Here is a 23,461-nt window from a genome sequence, read left to right as displayed (position 1 = left end):
GTGTGCTCCTTTATATACAATTTAAAAATGCTGCTGCCATTTTTTCTGGCCTCTCCATTGAATGAGGGTGACAATAAAAATAATGATGAACAAAAGCCAGGAGAGCGCCGCCGCATACCCCATTTTGTAATACTGAAACGCTTGTAGATAAATATGGTACGAAATGACCATCGTAGAATTCAATGGCCCACCGTGGGTCATGACGTTAATAACTGCAAACACCTGAAAAGTAGAAATAATCAGCGTTATGGCAATCAAGAAGCTGGTAGGCTTAAGCATGGGAATGGTGATTTTCCAAAACTGGAGGAGTTTATTGGCACCATCGATTGCAGAAGCTTCGAACAGATCCTTCGATATTCCCTGCAAGCCGGCCATGTAAAGCACCAGTGTATAACCGATATAAGTCCATGCGACCAATATAATGATAGCGGTCAGCGCCCAATCCGGACTCGTCAGCCAACCAGGCGGATATTCAACCCCCAACGTACGAAGGAAGCCGTTAATCGGACCCTTGCTCGGATTATAAAGCACGCTCCAAACAATCGAAATGACAACCAAGCTGCTAACATACGGCAGGAAAAACAAGGTTCTCAGCAGGCTTTTCAAGTAAACGTACTGATTCAGGATGACAGCTATCGTCAAGCCAACGACCATGGAAGCAGGAACGGTGAGCGCTGTAAATAAAAAGTTATTTTTGAGCGCGGCAATAAGGTACTCATCTCCCCACATCTTCACTATGTTACTTGCACCAGCGAAGGATAAGCCCGCCAATCCTTTCAAATAATCCCAATCCGTAAAAATCAAAAAAAAGCTGAATACAAGCGGTAGCACGATAAACACAGTCACTCCCAGCAAATTGGGCAAAATAAACAAATATCCGGCCACATTCTCTCTCAGGAGCTGGTTCCCCATCTTCGATTTCACAATCTGTCACCTCTTCAAAGTGTTGTTTAACCTAGATATTAACGGCTAGGCTGGCAAATAAAAACGGAATATTTATGGCAAAGTCAGGTGTATTTATACACGGGCTTTTTCCCTTAATGCTAGGAAAAATTCCTTAGAGTCCTTGGTTTACAATCTACGTTTGTACGTTTTGGAGGGATGGATGTGGAATTCCGGCCGCTGTTGAAGTCGTGTTCCTTTGAATTTATGGCTTAGCAGCGGTAGGAATACAAGTGTAAAAGAATCGTCAAGCTTAAGGATTCTTTAGCACATTCTATTGGATCATTCACTCACTAGGGTTTACCTTTTTGAGATAGCCCTTCTTGGATATTCTTAGCGAATAGCAGTGATGAGCCCGCTTTCCAATACGTGCTAATCGCGGGGTTCGGGGTTCGTTTGCAGCATGGCATGGCAGCCTAGCGAACCCCACGCAATTATCAGGAAAATGTCACGTTATTTTCTCCCAAAATAGCGTTTCAAGCCCTATAACTGGAATTTCTCATGTTAATTCTAAGGATTTTGGCTGATATCATCCCTATCACCTCTATTAGCAGGAGTTTTTCCAGTTAGCTTGCTTTCAAACGATATCCAGCCTGAATTAACGGGAGGATTTCCATCTATCGTCTTTCTTACGGCAGCCGTAAGAGAATCCTGTGCCTCCTTTAGTGGGAACGTCATTCAGCTATTTGCCCTGCCTCCCATCGAATTCATGATTGCACGGAATTACGATGCGCTATTTCATCTCCAACCTGCCGAATTGCCCACATTTCAAGCAAATAAGTGATCGTACTTCCGTTTCACTTCAATGTTTACGTGTGCACATTAAAATAACACATCCCTGTTCCTCAAACCTTCACCTGGGTGGTGACTACGCTCAGTTGGTCGGAGTTTACCCCTTTTGTCCATCATTCAGTTAACCCAATAAAAAAAACACCTGCTCTCCATTTGGAGTTCAAGTGTTTTTCAGCTTTATTTTTTGGCTGCCTGGATAGCTTGATCAGCCCGTGTTTTGATGGTTTGCATCGTTTTATCGATCGGCTGGACATTCATGAAATATTTTTCCGACTCTTCGGTCAAAATCTTCGTTAATTCTGCGTAAGCCGTAGATTGCACTTGGGCAGGGAATACATATTCCGTCTTCAAAATCTTTTTAAGAGATTCTACATCCATTAACGCGGCGGCATCGCCTACGAACAATTCCACCACTTTATCCATATCAGCCTTCTTGTTAGTCGGGATTCTCCCCCCGGCAATCATGGCTGTATTTCCTTCGCTTAGGTACCACGCAATGAATTTCATCGCTTCTTCCTTATGGGTGCTCTTGCTGTTGATCGACATCAGATCGTTAAATCCGGCTATATTTACTTTCCCTCCCGATTCGAGCTGAGGATTGGAAGCGAAAGCAACTTTAAAATCGCGCGGGAAATTTTTAGTATCCTTCACATATCGAATCAGATGCGTTCCGCCCAGAATCATATTTGCTTTTCCCGTGAACAATTCACTGTGGGTGGCAAGCTTACCCGAAACCGTTTCCGCCCAGCTTACCATATTTCCTTTGTCGTACAGCTGCTTTTGAAGCTCCAATCCCTTTTGCAGCGATGGACTGTCGAAGTTGGATGATCCCTTATCGTTATAATACGAGTCTTTGGGCTTGGCTAAGGTTAACGTAATCTTGGGCAAAATTTCTCCGGGAGCCTGGATAAAGCTGCCCTTGGCTTCCCCTTTGGTCAGCTTGCCTGCCAACTTGACATAATCGTCCCAAGTCCATTGATCAGGCAGCTTTTCGCCTGTGGACGTTAGAGCCGTTTGATTGATCATTACCATAGAGAGCTGTTTCATAGCCGGCAAATAGAAGGTCGTATTGTTCGACTTGATGATATTGCTGCTCCCTATGATTTCATCAACCTTAAACCCATTTTTGGCAATCAGATCATCCAACGGAGCTGCCATTCCGGCATTCATTCTGCGGTTGTAATAGGTTTCTCCGTAGCTGATGAAGATGTCCGGGGCATCGGTCTTACTAATCAAAGCCGTATCCAGCTTCGTATTACCGCTGTCGTCATTCACATAACGAATGTATTCGACTTGAAGCTCCGGATTGGCTTTGTTCCAATTAGCGACTACATCCTTAGGCCCACTCTCTTCAGGCACGCCCCCCCAGATCGTCAGCTTAACCGGTGCCTTCTTAGTTCCCGCTGCATCTGATGAGCTGCTCGCCTTCTCCGAACCGCTGCCGGAGCATCCGCTGAATGCAAGCAATGCGGCTAGCGCTGCGAGCGGTATTCCCTTTCTAATCTTATTCAATTAAACCCCTCCATCTCATTTTTCTGAAACTGTTAACATAATAACAATCGGGGGCTTATATCTAAAGAGCGGATTCCTGCATAAATCCGTCTTATTTTTATTTGTTAAAATACTTCCTTTTGTACTCCTGCGGATATATACCTTCTACCTTTTTAAACAATTTACCGAAATAGTTCGGATCCGTATATCCGATAGCCTCCGAAACCTCATATATTTTCATGGCAGGATCTCTAAGCAGCTCTCTGGCCTTCTTCATTCGATGACGAATAATAAAGTCCATTAACGTCTCTCCTGTTTCTTTTTTAAACAACACACTCAAATAGGCCTCCGTAAATCCGATCACTTTGGCTAAATCGGACAGCTTGATGGTTGACGTATACTGCTCTTGAATGATTTTGACCACGGCCTGTATTTCCGGCCTCCATTGCTGATTCGAGCATTCCTTCATATACTGAACGTACATCGGGACCCAACCTTGAAACCATTGGTACATATCATCCAATGTTTCAACCGCTCTTACTGCATGAAAGGGATACCGTCCTTTGTAGGGCGGCATGGAGTAAATATCTCCGCCAAGCTCGTGCAGAGACTGCGAAAAAAGATGGATCAGCTTGATCCACTGCTCCTTCAGATCATCCGGATGCCATTTTCTCTCCCGATCCATCCGTTCGTACAGCTGCTTCACAGCATCAAGCAATGCCTCTTCATTTCGCTGCTCTATCATCCGCATCCATTCCTCGTTGTGAATGATCGCCGGAATTTCTACGCGCAGCGTATATTGAGCCTGTCGGTAATGAACAATTTGCCCAAGCCCTGTGTAGAAGTAATACTGCAGAGCTTTATCGGCTTCCAAATAAGCCGCATGAATCTGATAAACATCTTCGAACGTATTGGAAACTCCGCAGCAGACCGACAGCTTTAAATATTTGTAAATGCAATGCTTGATTTCATCCAGAATCGACTCGGAGTAACGATGGAGAAACAAGGTGAATTTGCCATTCTCAAGCTCAATGAGCTCGCCTTCAGCCTCATTCTTCAATAATTCCAGCACGATGTTAGCAACTGAATAGCTGAGCAGCTTTTCGCTTTTAAATTTATTTTCGTCCAAAACCTGTTCATATTGATTAATTTGAATATTTACAATGTGAAAACTGCCTTGCACCCTATATCCGAACTCTTGAAAAACCTCATCGATTTCCTTATTGGAGCATTGTTTGGTTATAATCTCTCGGAGTCTTTTTTCCCTCGCTTCTTTCTTAAAGACGTTCAGCTTCGTGCTGATTTGCCGTGCTTGGTCCAAACCCTTTCTTTCCTCCACGATCTGCCGTTTCACGCTCAACAGCTTTTCTATCAACTCCTGCGGCTCCATCGTCAGCTTTAACACATAATCAAGGGCTCCGATTTGAAGCGCCTTCCGCACATATTCGAAATCGTCGTGATTGGATAAAATAAAACTGCGGATATGAGGGTATTTATCCTTCACATGCTGAAGTAAGGTTAAACCATCCATTTCGGGCATACAAATGTCCGTCAATATGATATCGCAGGCGTTATTGTCAAGCAGGTTCATAGCTTCCAATCCGTTACTCGCCTCTCCGATTAATTCAAACCCTTGTTCCTCCCAGGAAACAAACGTCTTCAGCCCGACTCTTACCAAAAACTCGTCATCCACGATCAGTATCCGAATCATGTTGAATATCCCCTTTCAAGAAAGGTATCCGCACCGTTACAACGACACCCTCCGTCTCTCCGCTTTCAAACGTTAAGCCATAGGCTTCGCCAAAATGCATCTTTAAGCGATCGTTGATATTATTCAAGCCAATTCCGCTAAATTTGGAAGAGGTCAGCTGCTTATCCTCAACCGATTCTAACAATGGCCTCTGATTGCCTATCCCATTGTCCTTAACGACAATTAGCAAATCTCCTTGGTCTATATACGCTTCGATCGTAATGCTGAGAGGTGACCGTTTTCCATGGATGATGCTGTTCTCTACAAGCGGCTGTAAAGTAAATTTCAAAAGCTTAGCCTCTAGCAGTACCTCAGGAACGCGGATATCCAAAGAAACTTCATTGTTAAAACGAACGTTTTGTAAATTGACATAGCTCTGCAAAAAATCCAGCTCTTCTTTCAATATCGTAACTTCCCTGTCATTGTTCATGGCGTAGCTCAACAGCTTGCCTAAGGATGTAATCATTTGGCTAACATGCTCCGCACCTGAGAGGCGGGCCGTCCATTTGATCGAATTTAACGTATTGAACAGGAAATGGGGCTTCACCTGGGCTTGAAGTGCCTGAAACCGTGCTTCTTCTTTTCTTTGCTGCTCTTCCGAGAGACGTTCGATCAGCTTGCGCAGATTAAGGACCATCGCATTAAATTTGTGGCTCAGCGTAGCGATCTCATCATTCCCTTGTATATCCGCTATGGAAGCGAAATCTCCGTTGCCCACCTTGACCATGGAGCGGTGAAGAATCTTGATCGGCTTGATCACCTTAAACATAACCAGAATAAACAGGATACAGAAAAATAAAAACAGGAGGGTTAACCATACGATCGATTTATTCCGCAGAGCTTGAAGCTGGCCTGTGAATTGCTTTTGCGGCGTAGCGCTGACCAGCTCCCACCCCAGCTGCTTCACCATACTTTGATTGATGAGATAGCCAGCTCTTGTCGTCGTATCCGGATTCAAAGAGTCCAGGGACAATTGGCTGAACAGTTCCTTGCTGCCCAGCATCAGATTATGGTTTTGCATAAGAAACAGCTGGTTTGGAGTCATTTGGGTTGTTGATTTGTTCACGTCTTCATGCACAACAATCTCAGGCAGTACCGCTTGGATAGGCACGCCGATAAAAACAATGCCATAGCCTTTACCCGTGTCGCTTTTAATCAGTCTGGTCATAATAAACAGCTGTGTATTTTGCGGCACATAATCATTTTCAATATTATTCGTATAGGCGAGCTGCCAAATCGGGGTACCTGTCGCCATCTGAGTCTGCTGAAACCATGGTTCCTTTTGAAACTCCTGGTAGGATTTCGCTGCATTTCTGCTTGTCCAGGTTGAATACATATGGCCTTTGAAGTCGAGTACGGCAACGTAGGCTTCGCTTTCCAGTAGAAAATCCCGGATATTCGTTATTTTCTTGTTAACTCCCAAATATTTCTGAAAGGTTGGATAATCATTAATTTCTATATCATGGTCGTTTCTGATCAAATCCAGAACATCCGGGTCGTTTACGATCAAATGAGAGGCTTTCACGATACGCTCCGCCGTAGTGTTTATCCTCTCCGTTATTTTCCCAAGAACCTCCGCATTCGTCTGATTGATCTCATGGACCAACAGCTGCTTTGAAACTTCATAGTAAACCATAACGGTTATCAAAATCGGCAGCATAATAAAAACAACAAAGGAAAGCAGCAGCTTATAGCGTATACTCGACAGAAGCATAGGGAGCCTCCACTTCACTATGTCACCATCCTTACTATTAAAAATAGCAACTGCGTGACAGCTGCCGTTAAAGAGTCGCAAGCAAACAAAAAATCCTCATCCATTTACCTCTGTAATCTGTATATGATACACCAAAACCCCGCATAAACATACAGGTGAATTTCGTGCTTTTTCTGGACTAATTTGTGAAATGCGAATAACCGCATCGCTTTCGCAATGCGGTCAAGTATAACTACTGTGATGGTTTTATCCGCTGATTACAGCTTTAACGTCCCAGCCATCCTCCATCCACTGCCAGCAGGTGGCCATGAACATAATTGGATGCCTCTGATGCCAGATACACCACCGTTCCTTTAAAATCGTCAGGGTTCCCCCAGCGTTCCGCCGGAATCCGATTCAGTATTTGAGTGCTGCGCACAGGATCATTGATCAGCGCGGTATTCATATCCGTAGCAATGTAGCCGGGAACAATTGCATTTACGTTCACATGATACTTGGCCCATTCATTCGCCAGAGCTTTGGTCAGCTGGGCTACGCCGCCCTTGGCTGCAGCATAGGCTGGAACGGTAATTCCACCTTGGTACGATAGTAAGGATGCTGTATTAATAATTTTCCCTTTGCCTCTTGGAACCATATAACGCCCGGCTTCCTGGCATAATAGCCAAACTACCTTCAGATTAATTTGCAGCACATCATCCCAATCGGATTCCAAAAAATCAACAGACGGTGATCGGCGTTGAATTCCGGCATTATTGACCAATATATCGATGGTTCCAAACTGATCTATCACATTCGGAATCGCAGCCTTCACCTGCGCTGTATTTTCTAAATCACAAGGAATAATCGCGCATTTTCTACCAAGACTTTCGATTTGCTCTTTCAGCTCCATTTGATCCGGTGATCTCTGGAGCAGGGCAATATCCGCACCAGCTTCTGCAAGCGCCATAGCCATAGAACGCCCGATTCCTCTTGTAGCCCCTGATATTGCAGCTACCTTGCCTTCCAGGTCAAATAAATGATGCCCCATATTTATAGTCTCCTTTTTATTATGGATGAAATAACACTTTGAGTGAAACATCTGGGTTAGACATAAATTGAAACCCCTCCTCAATGCGGTCAAGCGGGAGGTCATGAGAAATAAACGATGATACATCAATCGCTCCATTGTGCATTAGCCGGATTGCTTTGGCAAAATCACCCTTGCTGTAGCATCTTGTTGTCGTTAATGAGATCTCTCTAAAATGCATGGCCGCCAGATCAATCATAGGAGGTTGCTTGTATACGCTAACAACGACAACTTGTCCTTGAGTTCTTACCGTTTCAATCATTTGCTTAGCTGTAATTTGGTTACCTGCCACCTCAAAAACAACATCTGCGCCATTCCCAGCCGTTCGTTTCAACACATCCTCGGTAATGTTTACATCCTTGGCATTAAGGGGAGTTAATCCTAGCTGCTTTGCTTTTTCCAAACGATATTCACTGATATCCGAAATTATAACCTCGCTTGCTCCTGCGTGCTTGGCTATGGCCCCAATGAGCAGACCGATCGGACCGGCGCCTAATATTACGACACTGTCCCCTATTTTGAGATTGGAACGACGGACGGTATGAACAGCTACAGCTACAGGTTCAGCAAGGGCCGCATGGGCATCCGATAATCCTTCGGGAATCAGGTGAAGTCCGTCTAAGGGAACCGCTGCATATTCTGCAAAACCGCCATGCTTATCAATGCCAATGAGCTTTAATGTTTTACATACATGATGCTCGCCTGCCATACAAGCGGCACAAGTACCACAGCTAAGTGTAGGTTCAACAACGACACGGTTGCCTATTGCAAAGGATGTTTCACCATTTATTCTCTCAATCACCCCGGAAAATTCATGTCCCATGGCTAGTGGTGCTTGAGCCCTTGGATGCTTGCCGGAATAAATCATCATATCTGTGCCGCAAATACCTGCATAGGCAACCTTGATCAGCGCTTCTCCCGGCTGCAACTCGGGTATTTCGATTTGACCGACCATTACCTGCTTCTCCGAAATATATAATCCTGCTTTCATAACAGCCATTTAGGTATGCTCCCTTGTAATCATATTTATTTGCTATGCAAAATTAACGGATGTATTTACGCAGGCTGGAAGTTTTTTTCTATCAAGCCCTGCCAATAAATTATCTGCTGCTAAATTCGCCATTCGATTTCTTGTCTCGAACGTCGCACTGCCTACATGTGGGGTTATTAATATATTCGAAAGACCGAGCAAAGGATGATCCCCGGAAATGGGTTCCGGATCTGTGACGTCAAGTGCGGCGTAAGCAATTTGTTTATTTCTTAATGCCTCATAAAGCGCATCGGTATTCACTACAGGGCCACGGGAAGCGTTGATAAAATAGGCGGATGATTTCATCTTGGCAAACGCCTCGGTTCCGAACAGCCCCCGGCTTTGATTAGATAACGGAACCAGGACAATAATAAAATCTGCCTCGTGTAGCAAGTCATCGAATCCGACATATCTCGCTTGGAATAACTCATCATCCTTTCGCTGAGAGCGATTATGATAAATAATGTTCAGCCCGCAAGCCTTGGCTCTCCTAGCCACAGCGCAGCCGATGTCCCCCATACCAACGATACCGAGAGTTTTCCCGAACAGGTCAACGCCAAACGGAATTCCACTTCCGCTTTTCCAATTTCCGGATCTTACATGGTCCCATCCTTCATGAATTCGACGAGCTGCTGCCAGTAGCAACGCAAAAGTTAAATCAGCTGTTGCCTCAACAAGCACACCTGGTGTATTGCCAAAGGGTACTCCCCTCTCGGTACAAGCATCGATGTCTATATTGTCATATCCTACTGATGCTTGAGCTACAACTCGTAATTGAGGAGCAGCAGCCAACAATTCCGCGTCTACTTTGACATCACCGGTACTGAACAAGCCTTCCGCTTCCTTTAACCATTCAAGTAATAAAGCCCGGGGGATCGGATTGGCTTCTTTCCAAACTTTTACTTCACATTGTTTTTCAATTTTCTCCAAAGCAGAAGGCCATGTTTGTCCTGTCAAAACCACTTTAAATTTACCCATAACAGCACCACCCTTTCAAAACCAAATTAATAACCAAGCAACCGCAACATTAACTATTCGAACGAGTGGCAGCTGCTGGTGAGGATCCTCGATCAACTTGTATACTTGTCGACAACTTAATTATAAATAAGTTCTTTCTGCTTGTATAGACCCTTTGGTAAAACTTTACTTCAGGGTAATTATTATACGTTCACAGTTATGTGGATACTCTCATAGTTACCTCAAAGAAATAAACTCTCATCTACTGTTTTCTTCGTATCCATAAAATGTTCTTGAACGATCTTTTTAATGTGTGAACTATCACGTGAAACCAATGCATCCACTATCCGCTTATGCCGATTGATAAGGGGTTCTATCTCCTGTTTGTTTTTCGAGAATCTCCGCCCGGTCGCCACTAATAAAACCGTCAGTACGACGTATCGTATACTATTCCACAAATGTAATATCCTCGTGTGCTGGGCCCTTAAAATAATAGTCTCGTGAAACAACAAATCATAATAGGCGAATTGTACAGGATCATCGTGGCTTGCAGCCAATTCCATTTTATCAATAATATGATGCAGTTCTTTGACCTTAAGCTCATCATAAGCATCCGATAAGATCTGTAGAGCAAACCCCTCCAGCAAGAAACGAACATCATTCAGTTCTTCCATATCCTTTGGTTTAAGACCAATTACTATTGCACCCATTCTCTCCATTCGTATTAGACCCTCATTGGAGAGTGCTTTCAGTGCATCTCGAATCGGAGAACGGCTTGTACCAAACTCTTCAGCTAATTGGTTTTCTGTTAATATCGCTCCATGTTCAAGCGTTCCATTAATAATACGTAAGCGTAGTTCACATGAAACTTTCTCACCAAGAGAATCCCCTTGTAACCATATCGCAGGAAATTGCAACCATTTCACCTCATTATGTCTACTTGTCGACAATTAGTAGTTATATAATACAAGAAGTTAATAAACGAATCTACTACTTTCTGTAATTGGCTATTAGAGACTCCACTGGCTCGGTGAACAGCCAAAATATTTTTTGAAGGCACGTGAGAAGGAATACAGATCGGAATAGCCTACTGAAAGCGCAACCTCTGTAATCGATAAGGAGGCTTCGCTTAACATGGCAGCAGCCTTATCCATTCGCATACGGAGTACGTATTGCTGAGGTGAAGCTCCGAGCTCTCTGGAAAATAATGCGGAGAAATGAGAGCGGTGCACCCCGGCTGTCGCGGCCAGCTCCACAATACTTAGGGGTTCGGCGAAATGCAGCTGCAAGTAGGCCTCCGCTGTTTTGACCCAGCTTTTACGCAGCTTTTCTTGGGTATGGAGCGGCTCCTCTGGAGGTTCCATCAAGCTTGCAAAAAGCTGCAGCAGCAAAATTTGCCTTTGAACAGGCTCCGACTGATCCGTTCGCAGCAATTCGATTATAGCTCGCAGCTGATGCGTTGATGAGCGATTCAATCGATTTCTTGTATAGGGTGTATTTCTATTAATGCCTATGCAGGATAACAGTTCAGGAACCTGTCTGCCATCCAGCGTCAGCCAAATCATCTCTAACGCTTCTGAGGCAGGCTGAATCCCATAGACATAAGAAATGCCCGGCAGCAGACAAAATATATCATGTTTGTGCAGCAGCACCTGTCTTCCCTCGTACTCCAATTGGAGCTTGCCTTTGAGAACAAAATGAAAGCCAAAGCAGTCGATCACTTTGGGGCCGACGGCATAGTTAGGTTTCGCTCTATTCCTGCCTGCCCTCACCAACCACAGCTCACCTGCCCGCTCCAGGGCATTCGGCACATTCAGCCAGAGTTCAGCAAACTCATTCGTATATTCCTGCATGCTTTCCTACCCCCGATTAAATAGGACATGATCCAAACACAACATAATGCCAAATACATTCCAACATTCCTGTATCGCATCAGCTCGGATATAATCTGAATATATAAGCATTTTTATTTTATCATGATTATGATTGGAGTAAAACAATATGAGCAAACCCAACATTTTGCTGATAACAAGCGATCAACAGCACTGGAACACAATAGGCGCGTTTCAGTCCGAAGTATCTACGCCTAATCTGGACCGGCTTGTAAGGGAAGGCACTACTTTTACACGAGCCTACTGCCCCAATCCAACCTGCACGCCAACCCGCGCATCCATCATTACAGGGATGTACCCTAGTCAGCATGGCGCATGGACACTCGGGACCAAGCTTCTGGAAGACCGTCACACCATTGGTGATGATTTCAGCAGCGCCGGTTACCGTACTTCGCTTGTCGGCAAAGCGCATTTTCAGCCGCTGAAAAGCACGAAAGCTTATCCTTCGTTGGAATCATATCCTATCCTACAGGATTTAGAGTTTTGGAAAACCCACCATGGCCCGTTCTACGGCTTCGACCATGTTGAGCTGGCGCGCAACCATACTAATGAAGCTCATGTCGGACAGCATTATGCTCTATGGATGGAGGAGAAGGGCTGTACAAATTGGCGTGATTATTATGTAGCCCCCACCGGTACAATGGACCCTTCCCTCCTCCATAAATGGCCTATTCCGGAGGAGTTCCATTACAATACATGGATTGCTGAACGTACGGGGGCACTTTTGGAGCAGTACAAGCAAGAGAATACTCCTTTCTTCCTATGGTCCAGTTTCTTCGATCCGCATCCGGACTATCTGGTACCAGAGCCATGGGATACGATGTATGATCCTGATCAGCTGACGATACCCGTCGTGACCCCTGGCGAGCATGATCAGAATCCCCCGCATTTCGGCATGACGCAGCAGAAAGCACCGGATTTTAGCCATTTGATGGAATCGGGCTTCGGCATCCATGGGTATCATTCTCATACGAAGCTTTCCGAATATGACCGTAAACAGATTGTCGCAACCTATTACGGGATGATCAGTATGATGGACAAATATATCGGGAACATTCTCGATAAGCTGGAGGAGCTCGGATTAGCAGACAATACTATCATTGTCTTTACGACCGACCATGGTCATTTCTTTGGCCAACATGGCCTTCAGCATAAAGGCGGGTTCCACTATGAGGACCTGATTAAAATTCCATTTATCGTCCGCTATCCGGGACAAGTTCCGGCGGGTCAACAGTCTGACGCCATTCAGTCGCTCGTCGATCTGGCTCCTACCTTCCTGAGCTTTGCCGGACTGGATATTCCTTGTTCCATGAGTGGGGTAGATCAGAGTAAGGTGTGGCGTGGGCTTGAATCGCAGGCCAGAGATCATGCCATATGTGAATTCCGGCATGAGAAGACGACCATTCACCAAAAAACCTATGTTGATAAGCGTTATAAAATAACCGTGTACTATAATCAAACCTATGGTGAGATTTTTGATCTACAGGAAGATCCCGGAGAAATTAATAACCTGTGGGACTCACCTGCCTCAGCCGGTTTAAAAACGGAGCTGCTGCTGAAGTATGTATGGGCGGAGCTCGGGAAAGAGCCTCTCGCTATGCCGAGAATATGGCATGCTTGAGTATTCTGCTTGTTTGGACCGCACAAAGAACCCCAGAGTCGTTCCCGGGGTTCTTCGTGCTGTCATTAGCATTAGACACCTATGGCAGAGGATAAAGCTCCGGTATGAACAGGCTCGGTGCTCAATATAAAATCAAAGGATTTGTCCAGGTAGTGAACCTTTACCAATACAGCGGATGGAGACTGCTCAACGGAAACGGAGGATTGAGCGATCTGCGGAGTCAAGCTCAATTCGGTTCCACGATCAGACATGTTGACAAGAAATATACCGTTATGCAAATTGAGGAATTCGCCTACCGATGCTTCAGCCATTTCATCCGCTTCCGTGATAGGCTCCTGAGCATACCTGGCAGCTAAGTCTATCCAATTCGCTTGGTTAGACAGAATATAAGCGTACATATTAATTTCACCTTGGATATGCTGAAATGTCGACCAATCATAGCTGCTTACAGGAACAAGCCAATCCTTGATTTCCAATCGTACGTGCGGATCTATAAAGCGGATGACATTTTTGGCAAGAAGCGTCAAATAATCAACAACTATGGACCTATGGACGCCTTCATTTTTATGCAGCAGTGAATCGACTAGCGCGCGGATATCACCGTTTTTAATAGTGGAAAACTGCTCATCTGACAACCCATGGTCTTTCTTGTATTGGAACAACGTTGTGGAAATTTGATATAAGCTCATGTAGTTTCTTTCCACAAGAGCTTGTCCGAGCAGCAGATGGTTGCTTTTTTGGGAAGAGAGCAATTTATTCAATTGCAGCTCCGTCAACAAGCCTTGCTCAACCGCAATTTCCCCAAATTTCATATCCCTCTGTGTCTGCTGAAGATGTACCCGCTCCACCTGCTCCGCACTCATGAAGCCTTCGTTGATCGCAAGAAGTCCTAGCTTGACATGTGTCTTTTTTTGATATTCCCATACATCTTCCAGCTCAGCGAAATTAATATAGCCCTTTTCCAGCAAATAATGCCCGAAATATTGACTAAACATTTTGCTCCTCCTTCCCATAAATGTATTTGGCCAATAACAGCTCCACATTTTCAGGAAGAATGGGCTTTTGAATGAAATCGTCAGCCCCCGCTTTAATCGCTTTTCTTAAATTGCCTTCCGTACCAACCGAAGAAGCCATAATAACAATGATGGACGGATTCATTTGTTTGATCTCGATGAGCGCTTCAATTCCATCTTGCTCAGGCATGACTATGTCCAGAAACACAACGGACGGGCCCTTGTCTCTGCAAACTAGGACAGCCTCTCTACCGTTAACAGCTTCCAGAACCTCAATCCCGTCCATCCCCTCCAAAAGCTGTCTTAGCTTTTTACGAATCAGCATGGAATCATCACATACAAGTACTTGATAGCTTGTTTTATTCATGCGCGTCTCACCCCTGTTCGAATTATTCGTTGCATCTTCATTATACTTATTGAAATAATTACCTTTTTTAAGGGGATGATAAGATTTCATGAAAATTTTGTCGAATATTGTAAATTGATTTTGAAAAAGCTAAATCCGAGAGGATATAAGGTGGATTCATCGTCAATAGCTAGGGCGCATCCATAAAAGCGGTTGAGACTACTAGTGAAATTATTTGTTGATAACCGCAGCTCTCCGCAATCAAACGCTCGCGATTCCCAGGTGCGCGTTGCGGCATTGCATGGCGGTCGGTCGAATCCCGCACGATTCCTGCCTCCCGTCAACTTTTGCTACTCCGCCGACCACCACAAAGGGCTGTAACGTTCTCTCGGTCCCGCAAGCTGTAGAAGTAACTGGAAAAACTCCCTCTAATTTAATCGTTTTTTTCCGTTGGTCGCATATAACTGGAATTTCTGGAGCTAAATCAGAACATTTCTCTAAATATAGGATATTTCAGGGATATTAGAGGTATAATTTCCAGCTAAATGCTCTATTTCAGTACTGAAGGCAAAATTAGCGGGATTTTTTCCAGTTAGTGCTCGGCCATGCCGTAGAGGACAGGCGATCAGGTGACCTCGTAAATAGCAGGGCGGCATTCAAGAAACCGAAGCGGAGACCAAAAGAGGAAGTGTTTGTTACTCTATTTACTCGGAAAGCATAATAAACAGAGAGTTAAAGGAACAGCTTACTTGTTCCTTTAACTCTCTGTTTATGTGCTTCGTTTTCATATTCGCCCAACATAACGGCATTTCAAATTCCGATATCATTTTAAATTGTAGGCTGCAGATGGGGAATAGAGAAGCCTTCCTTCCCTCCAACTCTTTCAATTCAACGTGCGCGAATCCCGAGCGGCGTTGCGACATGCATGGCGATCGGTCGAACCCCACTTGGCCGGAAATCCCCCTCCAGCTAACCGTGATGAATGCTCCCGACTTCACCTTGTTTCCAACGGGAATTATCGGACACAGGAGCCTGACCGGGTCTTGGCTGCAGGGTGCTCCATTGCGATTCGGATCTTATCATCTCCTGCCAAATTCCCTCCGTTTGCTCAAAAGAGAGCATCTGGTTTTCATTGACTGAAGGCAAATGCTCTGTAAGTCCAGTAATAATTGGGCCCAATTTATGCAAACATACCTCAATAATTCGCTGGCCAAACTCTTCCGAAGCATCCAACGCGTCATGCCCGAGCGCAAGCCTGCCCCCGCTGCCGGGGACTGTTTCCAATTTCTTTTTACTGACATCAATCAGCTCAGGCCGAAGATGCATTAACACGGAAATTTCGTACTTTCCCGCATGATCACCTTGATAATGGGATGCTGCTAAATCGAAGTCCGTCCCCATCCAGATACGCATTCCTGTATAACCGGTAAAATAGTTAATGACCCGGCGCAAATCCTCCGGATGGGCTCCTCCATGTCCGGAGAGCACAACCGCCGCTTGAAATCCTGCGTTATACAAGGCACGGAGCTGATACAAGAAAAAATGAAGAAAAATATAAGACGGTACCGATGTCATATGCGGATTGTTTTCTCCGACATGTTCCTCTAGAAATTTGGCCGAAGGTCCGATTTCGTGGATGTGATAGTTCATGGTCGGAGCCACAATGCCGCCCCAGCGTCTGGCAGCCTCATGGGTAAGATGTTCCGCCTTAAACGTATCCAGCCCGAAGGCGCTGATCTGCCCATGCGGCTCGCATAGCCCCAATGGAAGATACACCAAAGGGAGATTCCTTTGGCGTGTTTTGAATTCATCCGGAAACAGCTCCAACCAAGCCACTTTTTCTGTTGTCATAGGTCCAGATGCCTTCTCTCATGATAGAAATGGCGGAACCAACGATTGCGGACCTTCATGCTGTCAAAAAGGGGCTCCGGCAGCGCCCCCCTGCGGGCTGCGTCGATATTGGCTTCCGCATATTCCCGGACTTGCATCGAGGTCAACGCTATCGTCACTCCCGGATCACTTAGCACAAATCTCACAGCCAACTCCGCCAAGCTATCGGAATAGTCCGGAATGTATTCTTGCAGTCGATTTACTTTATTCATATATAACGAACGCGGAACACAATCGAAATATTGGTACCTGTAGTCTGACGGAGGAATCTCTGTGTTCTCCTTAAGCCATCCTGTAAGTCCCCCTTCGTCCATAATGACACGGGCAATGACAGCGACTCCATGATCCCGGCATACTGGGACAAGACCGTCAAACGCAGTGGAATCAAATATATTGATGATGGTCTGAATGGCATCAATATGACCGGACCTGGCCAGTCCGATGCCCAGATCGCTGCGATGGTCCGGAAGCGACACTCCAATGAAGCGGAGCTTCCCTTGTTCTCTCAAGCGGATCAGTTCCTCCATCCAATAATCGGAGTCATCCCACTGCGGCCAATACTGGTGCATCTGCACCAAATCGATGCAATCCATATCAAGCTGACGGAGCGACTCCTCTACACTTTCCGTTACGCTGCCTCGGGGGTATGCCGCCTCCACCGGAATAGCATAGTGAAATCCCGCTCCGGGCAAATATCCGGCCGGCGCCGGCCTTGCCTCCACTTTCGTAGCAACAAACGGCCGCGGACCGCCCCATCGCTTCAGCGCCTTTCCCACCAATTCCTCAGATCGACCGTATGCCCGAGCCGTATCGATGAAATTAACCCCCTGCTCTAAGCTGTATAGCAAGGATTCAATCATTGTTTCATCGTCCTGTACGCCGAAGCGACCATCTAATCCCATAGCTCCAAAGCCAAGACGAAATAAGGAATTCTCCTGACCCCTAAGTGATAAATTATGCACAGCAGCAGTCTGCCCCTCTCGCATCAATAGGTACCGTATTCCAGCGTGCTCGTATGGAAGCCGCAAAATGCCGGGAAATTTTGAGCCAGCTTGTCGATTTCATCCGGTTGGACAGTCTGAAGCTCCTCAAGCCGACGCTTCCTTGCCCTCTCCGCCATGATTTTAGGCGTCACCATATCTCCAACCTGCTTATACAGCTCGGGTCCCCATTGGGTGCCGAAATCGACATGAAGCCTTTCATCAACGATATCGAATTCGGTTTGGATAGCTGACATGCTATCTCCAAATTTCCAGAATGCTTCTACAGCCTTCCGCTTTTTCGCGAATGAACATGCCTCTGCGACCATGGTCAGCCATGCATACATATCCGCATAACGCGCATCATTCTCCTCACTAAGCGTCGAAGTCCGAAGCCATTTGAAATCGGTTGTCTTGAAGCCAAACTGCTGCAAGCGCCGCATCCCCATTTCGCTATGGCGAAACTCATCCCACATATGGCGCGCGAAGTCATAATAGAAGGTCAACGGCATGTTCTGCACCGAATAGTACAAGTAGGTCATTGTTTCCGCAGGCGAAATTTCCGTAGCGTTAATGTAGACCATTTGGCGTACCGAATTAAACAAAGGGGACATCCCATCGTCAGAATATGCTTGCGCTGTGCCGCCATGACTTTCAAGTGGAGGGAACCGTTCTTCATCCATTGCCGGCACTTCAGGAATCGGGCCAACAGGCTCATAGTTCGGAGCCGCCGGGTACAACGGACTCACACCGGACTGCGAGCTTTTCAGTGTGTTCCATAGCTTAGCCGCATAGTCAGTCCACTCCTCAACCATCTGCCCAGCTGTTTCATCCAACCCTACGAACCGAAGCTGTTCGTCCAACCAAGTCAGAATATCTTGACGGTCTAATAAAACGATTCGAATCTGGTCGATGCTCGGTGCATCCAGAACCGGATCGGTTTTAGTTAAAAACTCATCGTACTCCGCGAGCAGGTTGCGGTAAAACAAACGATAACCGGCCAAATATGCCTCTGAGGAAGGTGCCGAAGCCAGCCTTTCGTATACTTCGCGAATCCGTTGAGGAGATTTCTCCTCTCCCAAACCTCCGGGAAGCTCGATAATACGCTTCTGCAGACTTTCTGCATGGCGAATGTGCAGGTAAGTCAGACGTCCCAGCTTCAGCTTCACTTCATACGCTTTACTTACCGTCACCCACCCTGCTGCCGCACGAGAAAGCTCGAATTCATGCCATAAGAGCGGTTTCAAAAACTTCGCTGTATCCGTAGGACGTAAATAACGCGAGCTCTTCACTTCCCGGCCGGCTTTGTCCCGTTCCATATCTACAATACCTTTTACATGATGGTCGCTCATAAACATTTCCTCCTTGATTGTGGTACCTTCAATTTATCAGAAATTTCGATTCATATGTCACACCTCCTTGCTTGAAAATAACACAATATTGCGATTTCTATTCCAAGTGGTACAATAATTTATGAAGAAAGAATGGACTGGGGTGAAGCGAACAATGAAGCATATCGAGTTGTTTGATTTGAATAAATTCCCGTTATACTCCGTCGTACGGAGAACCTCTACTCAGCATGATTCATTTAAAGAAACGTTTCATGCCCATCAAGGTATGGAGCTTCAATACATTCATGAAGGAAAAGGCCAGCTGCTGATCGATCAGCAATCCTTGGACATCGGGTCCGGTACATTGTGCTTGTTTCAACCCTATCAACTTCACCGACTGCAGCCGGTCATTGATGAAAACAATCATTATGTTCGCAGCTTCGTGTTATTTGAGCCCTCTGTCTTTGAACCTTATCTTCGGAGCCTTCCACTGCTCCATTCGTTCTTTCAGCAGCTGTGTCAAGGCTCTCTGCAAAGTCCGGTCATTTATCCGCTCAGGGAAGAGCATGACCTTGTAAAGGTGCTCACCGGTTATGGAGAAAGCCAGGTTGATGCGAATTCAGAGCCGCACCGGGAAGATGCAGCATCCTTCCTTATTTCGCTGCTGCGTTACTTGCGTCCCCTGCTGTCCGATCCAGGGAGCATACCTGTGCTTAATCAGAGACCGGTACACCGTGCCGAACAAATGATGCAATGGATCGAGCGGCATTACACCGAAGTGTTCCGTCTGGAATCATTAGCTGCCGAGCTGCATATGTCGCCGTATTATGTTTCCCATCTGTTCCAGGAAACGACCGGAACTAGCCTGTCTGAATATTTAAAAGCCCGCCGAATTCGGCAGGCTTGTGTACTTTTAACAATTAGCGATAAATCCGTAACCGAGATCGGCGAATCCGTCGGACTTGGTAACACCTCTTACTTTTGTCGGACCTTCAAGGAAAGCAAGGGGCAAACTCCACACCAATACCGCCTTCAGTGGAAAAAGAAGTCCTAGGAGTCTTCTAACGAATACATATTCACGAAGATCAACTCGTCGGACAGACTCCTATCCTTTTTATGTGGACTTGTAGAAATCCTTAAATTCACTCGGTGTCATTCCCGTATGTTTTTTAAACAGCTCGCGAAAATATTTTTGATCATCATAGCCAAGCTTCTCCGAGACATTCTGAACGGTGACACCGGAAACCAACAGTTGTTGAGCTTCTTTGATGCGTTCAATGTTTACGAATTGAACGAAGGTCATACCGGTCATTTTTTTGAACAGGCTTGTAAAATGAGATGGGCTTAGATGGACATGCCTGGCGCAGTCCTGAATGGTCAGATTTTCATTCAACCGCTCCCTGACAAAGTCTGAAGCCATCTGGATGATGTCCTGGGCATCGCTTGTTTTCCTTGACTTAAAGCATGCAGCGATCTCACTTCCTAAATCCAATAACGACTGCTGCCAATCCTTTTGGGTATGAAGCGGATTAAATAAGGCTTGCAGCCGGCTTTCAATAGGCGCAAACGCAGCTTCGGTTAGTCTCGGCTTAACAGCATGAGCCATTTTTCTCGCCAGCTCCCAGTAAGTGTTGACCATATAATCCGGTGTCGGCCTAACTTCTTCATCATGAATTTGATGAAATACATCCATAAGCACGGAATGGACTTTCTCTATATTGCCCGACACCAGAGACAGAATGACCTTTTGCTCCAGATCAGAAGCGAAAACAGGTATATAAGGGCTGATTTTAAAATCGCCAAAACGAATGACACTGTTGCCCGTCGTATAGAAATGACAGGCGAGCGCTGTCAAAGCTTGTCTGTAAGACTGCGGCAATCCCGCAATAGACTTCGTCTCCAAGCCAAGACCAACGGAAATCGTCTGATTGGTATACAAGACTACATTGTGGCAGCATGCTTCTGCAATTTCAATGGGATCTTGACCGCCGCTTGCCCGGAAAAGGCAAACAAATCTGCCGATATTGTCGCGGAAGATGATATGAGAGGCTCTCCTGGAAACCGTTTCATCCAACACATTTTGAACAGCAAATAATATTAATTCTGCTTCGCCCGTCGGAAGCGGCTCCACCTTTTTGGCAAAATCATCAATCTCAATAACCATTAAAGTCAGCTCGGAGGGTTCCATCGCAATTTCCAAAAAAGACCATCTTTTGCGCGCCAAACCTTCATCAGCTTTATAACGGATTAATAGCTTCAAATACTCTTGCCGGAGCAAGGGCAAGCTCTCCTGCATCTTCCCTTCCAGCTCATGCAGCCGATCTGTTTGTTCAAGCTCCTTCTCCCTCTGAAGCTTCGCCCTCAGCACAACTTCCACCAGTTCGTTCGGACGGAACGGTTTGGTTAAATACTCAAACACTCCAAGCCGGACTGCTTGACGGGCGTATTCAAAATCGCTGTACCCGCTCAACAAAATGACCTTCGTTTGCCCGCGCCCCGAATCCAACTGCTCAAGCATGTTCAAGCCGTCCATAATAGGCATCCTGACATCGGTTATAATCAGATTAGGACGCTGCTCCAGAATGAGCTTCAACCCATCTTCCCCATTAGTAGCCGTTCCAACGATTCGAATTCCGTAACTCTCCCACGGTATATGTTTGGCAATGCCGTCAACAATCGTTTTGATGTCATCAATAACGCATAGCGTCATTTTACTATTCATTGATATCCTCCCATTCCAGTTCCTTGTGATTCGATGGAATTATGAGTGTTACTCTCGTACAGGAACCAGGATCGCTTGCGATTCTAAAATCGGCGGTCTCGCCGTAATAAAGCTTTAGTCTGCCGTAAATGTTGCGAAGCGCATAAGAAGAGGCATTCTCGGCCGGTATTTTCACCTTCTTCTCCACCTGAAGGGCATCCATCCCGCTTCCGTTATCCTCTACAGTGAAGTGAATTTCTTTGGAGAACGAATATACGGAAATAACGATGCGTCCGCCTCCTTTTCGGGCTTGAAAGCCATGAAGAATTGTGTTCTCTGCAAGCGGCTGGAGCAGCAGCTTGGGTATCCTGATGGCCCCCAGGCCATCCTCCACATGAATCTCGTATTCGAACCAATCATCATAGCATCTTTTTAAAATTTTCAAATATTCCGTAACATGAGTCATTTCTTTCTCCACGGTTGTCATATCCTGTCCGCTATTCAAGCCCAGCTGGAACAATTGAGACAAGGAGTAGGTCATCTCCTTCACATCCTCGTATTGAGCAAGCTCTGCTTTCCAATAGATGGTGTAGAGCGTATTGTATAAAAAGTGGGGATCTATTTGTGCTTGCAGCGCCTTCAATTCAGCAAGTCTTTTGCTTCGGTCCGCTTCCTTCATATCATAAATCAGCTGTCCGATCTGCTCGAGCATCCTGTTGAAGCGGTTGCCTACGAAAGCTAGCTCGTCCTGCCTCACGGATGTAAACCGGACAGCCAGATCGTTGGACTCCACCTTCTTCATTAGCTGGACCAGCTGAGATAAAGGCCGCAGTAGATACGAAGTTAACATTCCGGAGAACAGTAACGCCAAGAGAGCGCAGCCACCGATAACCGCCATAGTCGTCCATTTAATAGCCGCTACTTGCCCATATAAATCGCGAGTCGCCCTGACTCCGACCAGCATCCATTCATCCGTGAGCTGAATCCTCTGCACATCGACAAGATAGTCATCCTGATTATCGTTATAAGTAAAGTGCGGTTCGGCTTCAGAAACAAGCCTGTTTATAAATTCCGGCTTACTCAAGAACGGTTTAACGAGAGGCAGGGAAGTGAATACGTTCGTACCGCTTACCGTCAATAAATTTAAATTACTGGCAGGTTCTCCCCATTCATTAGCTAATGCTTCAATCAAAGTGTTTACATTCACATTAACAATGATATAAACACCTTCCATTCGCGTATGATCATCGATAAGCGGCTCCATGATTAAGGAGATGACGCTTCTTTTGCCGCTAAAAAAAACATCCGTATGCTCCGGAATCCAAACGTTATGGTTCTTCTCCTTAATAGCGCGATACATATCGCTTTGTTCAAATAAATTCCCGCGCTGCCTATATTCCGTTGTTGGATAAAAATCACCGATAGGCGTCGTAATTAGCACCGAGTCAATAGCAGGCTCATTAACCTTCATTTGCAGAAACCATCCTTGTAAATCCGCAAAATGACCATAATAAGAAGCCGTGTTGTTCAAGCGGATATCTTTCATCGTTCCTGTGAACGAATCATTAAGCATGCCCGACATGGCCGTTACAGTAATTTTTTTCAACCGTTCGTCCAGCAAAAGCGCAGATTTGCGAATAGCGCTCCGGTTTAAATCCTTAACGTTTTTTTCCAGAGCATGAGCTGCTATCATATGGGATAAAGCTCCAGAGGAAGAAACGGCAATCAGGAGTAAAATTAAATAGGATAACCAAATACGGTTTTTGAAAGACATCTGAGGGAATAACAATCGATGCACTGGAGGCCTCCTCTTGGCTTTCAGGAATTTGCTTATATTGTAGCTCTAATCCCGTCATAGGGTAAAGCGTTTTCACGAATACCGTTGTATTGTCCCCGGTATATCAGCGAATCCCCCCTCGTCAAGTCATCCAGCAAGGATATACAA

The 23,461-nt window shown here is 45.6% G+C and carries 19 protein-coding genes; 2 read left to right on the top strand and 17 right to left on the bottom strand.

Annotated features, from left to right (window positions below; genetic code table 11):
- Window positions 1-21 precede the first annotated feature (21 nt).
- From ACFQ0C_RS31330 to ACFQ0C_RS31290, 9 genes are all read right to left on the bottom strand, one after another.
- Window positions 22-924 (bottom strand): carbohydrate ABC transporter permease, encoded by a 903-nt coding sequence (locus tag ACFQ0C_RS31330; RefSeq protein ID WP_379372723.1) that lies wholly within the window; start codon window positions 922-924, stop codon window positions 22-24.
- Window positions 925-1,911: 987 nt separating this feature from the next.
- The gene (locus tag ACFQ0C_RS31325; protein WP_379372721.1) at window positions 1,912-3,246 is read right to left on the bottom strand and encodes an ABC transporter substrate-binding protein; all 1,335 of its coding nucleotides are present in this window, start codon (window positions 3,244-3,246) and stop codon (window positions 1,912-1,914) included.
- Between the two features lie 97 nt (window positions 3,247-3,343).
- Window positions 3,344-4,936: a response regulator gene (locus ACFQ0C_RS31320; protein ID WP_379372719.1), complete on the bottom strand. Its 1,593-nt coding sequence runs from the start codon at window positions 4,934-4,936 to the stop codon at window positions 3,344-3,346.
- Window positions 4,911-6,689, bottom strand: coding sequence for a sensor histidine kinase (locus ACFQ0C_RS31315; RefSeq protein WP_379372717.1), 1,779 nt, complete (start codon window positions 6,687-6,689; stop codon window positions 4,911-4,913). The genes ACFQ0C_RS31320 and ACFQ0C_RS31315 overlap by 26 nt, the downstream gene beginning before the upstream one ends.
- 265 nt (window positions 6,690-6,954) lie before the next feature.
- Window positions 6,955-7,716, bottom strand: coding sequence for an SDR family oxidoreductase (locus ACFQ0C_RS31310; RefSeq protein ID WP_379372715.1), 762 nt, complete (start codon window positions 7,714-7,716; stop codon window positions 6,955-6,957).
- A gap of 19 nt (window positions 7,717-7,735) precedes the next feature.
- Window positions 7,736-8,755, bottom strand: a complete 1,020-nt coding sequence (locus ACFQ0C_RS31305) for a zinc-dependent alcohol dehydrogenase (RefSeq protein ID WP_379372713.1) — start codon at window positions 8,753-8,755, stop codon at window positions 7,736-7,738.
- Window positions 8,756-8,788: 33 nt separating this feature from the next.
- The gene (locus ACFQ0C_RS31300; protein WP_379372711.1) at window positions 8,789-9,763 is read right to left on the bottom strand and encodes a 2-hydroxyacid dehydrogenase; all 975 of its coding nucleotides are present in this window, start codon (window positions 9,761-9,763) and stop codon (window positions 8,789-8,791) included.
- A 221-nt stretch (window positions 9,764-9,984) separates the two neighbouring features.
- The gene (locus ACFQ0C_RS31295; RefSeq protein ID WP_379372709.1) at window positions 9,985-10,668 is read right to left on the bottom strand and encodes a GntR family transcriptional regulator; all 684 of its coding nucleotides are present in this window, start codon (window positions 10,666-10,668) and stop codon (window positions 9,985-9,987) included.
- Between the two features lie 84 nt (window positions 10,669-10,752).
- Window positions 10,753-11,595 carry an AraC family transcriptional regulator gene (locus ACFQ0C_RS31290; protein ID WP_379372708.1) on the bottom strand — a complete coding sequence of 281 codons (843 nt, stop codon included), beginning with the start codon at window positions 11,593-11,595 and terminating at the stop codon, window positions 10,753-10,755.
- A gap of 148 nt (window positions 11,596-11,743) precedes the next feature.
- Between ACFQ0C_RS31290 and ACFQ0C_RS31285 the strand changes: the two genes are divergently transcribed.
- Window positions 11,744-13,255: a sulfatase family protein gene (locus ACFQ0C_RS31285; protein ID WP_379372706.1), complete on the top strand. Its 1,512-nt coding sequence runs from the start codon at window positions 11,744-11,746 to the stop codon at window positions 13,253-13,255.
- 71 nt (window positions 13,256-13,326) lie between these two features.
- Here ACFQ0C_RS31285 and ACFQ0C_RS31280 read toward each other — a convergent pair whose 3' ends face one another.
- The 6 genes from ACFQ0C_RS31280 to ACFQ0C_RS31255 all read right to left on the bottom strand — a co-directional run bounded on the left by ACFQ0C_RS31280 (window position 13,327) and on the right by ACFQ0C_RS31255 (window position 18,836).
- Entirely contained in the window at window positions 13,327-14,250 is a 924-nt protein-coding gene (locus ACFQ0C_RS31280; protein WP_379372704.1) for a cyclic di-GMP-binding domain-containing protein, MshE-related, read from the bottom strand.
- Window positions 14,243-14,635: a response regulator transcription factor gene (locus ACFQ0C_RS31275; RefSeq protein WP_379372702.1), complete on the bottom strand. Its 393-nt coding sequence runs from the start codon at window positions 14,633-14,635 to the stop codon at window positions 14,243-14,245. The genes ACFQ0C_RS31280 and ACFQ0C_RS31275 overlap by 8 nt, the downstream gene beginning before the upstream one ends.
- A 169-nt stretch (window positions 14,636-14,804) precedes the next feature.
- Window positions 14,805-14,939 (bottom strand): hypothetical protein, encoded by a 135-nt coding sequence (locus ACFQ0C_RS31270; protein ID WP_379372700.1) that lies wholly within the window; start codon window positions 14,937-14,939, stop codon window positions 14,805-14,807.
- A 644-nt stretch (window positions 14,940-15,583) separates the two neighbouring features.
- A complete protein-coding gene (locus ACFQ0C_RS31265; RefSeq protein WP_379372698.1) occupies window positions 15,584-16,465 on the bottom strand; it encodes a creatininase family protein in 882 nt (293 codons plus the stop codon).
- Window positions 16,462-17,466 (bottom strand): aldo/keto reductase, encoded by a 1,005-nt coding sequence (locus tag ACFQ0C_RS31260; RefSeq protein ID WP_379372696.1) that lies wholly within the window; start codon window positions 17,464-17,466, stop codon window positions 16,462-16,464. The genes ACFQ0C_RS31265 and ACFQ0C_RS31260 overlap by 4 nt, the downstream gene beginning before the upstream one ends.
- 23 nt (window positions 17,467-17,489) lie before the next feature.
- Window positions 17,490-18,836, bottom strand: a complete 1,347-nt coding sequence (locus ACFQ0C_RS31255; RefSeq protein ID WP_379372694.1) for a DUF455 family protein — start codon at window positions 18,834-18,836, stop codon at window positions 17,490-17,492.
- A 121-nt stretch (window positions 18,837-18,957) separates the two neighbouring features.
- On the opposite strand from ACFQ0C_RS31255, the gene ACFQ0C_RS31250 reads away from it, so the two are divergent.
- Window positions 18,958-19,869, top strand: a complete 912-nt coding sequence (locus ACFQ0C_RS31250; protein WP_379372692.1) for a helix-turn-helix domain-containing protein — start codon at window positions 18,958-18,960, stop codon at window positions 19,867-19,869.
- A 60-nt stretch (window positions 19,870-19,929) separates the two neighbouring features.
- On the opposite strand, the gene ACFQ0C_RS31245 is transcribed toward ACFQ0C_RS31250, so the two are convergent.
- Window positions 19,930-21,537: a response regulator gene (locus ACFQ0C_RS31245; RefSeq protein WP_379372690.1), complete on the bottom strand. Its 1,608-nt coding sequence runs from the start codon at window positions 21,535-21,537 to the stop codon at window positions 19,930-19,932.
- Entirely contained in the window at window positions 21,530-23,314 is a 1,785-nt protein-coding gene (locus ACFQ0C_RS31240) for a sensor histidine kinase (protein WP_379372688.1), read from the bottom strand. The genes ACFQ0C_RS31245 and ACFQ0C_RS31240 overlap by 8 nt, the downstream gene beginning before the upstream one ends.
- Between the last annotated feature and the right edge of the window lie 147 nt (window positions 23,315-23,461).

The sequence above is a fragment of the Paenibacillus sp. GCM10027630 genome (assembly GCF_042676305.1).
In the GTDB taxonomy this organism is placed as follows: domain Bacteria; phylum Bacillota; class Bacilli; order Paenibacillales; family NBRC-103111; genus Paenibacillus_S.
Note: the sequence above shows the minus strand (reverse complement) of the source record. Positions and strands in the feature narration are given on the sequence as shown.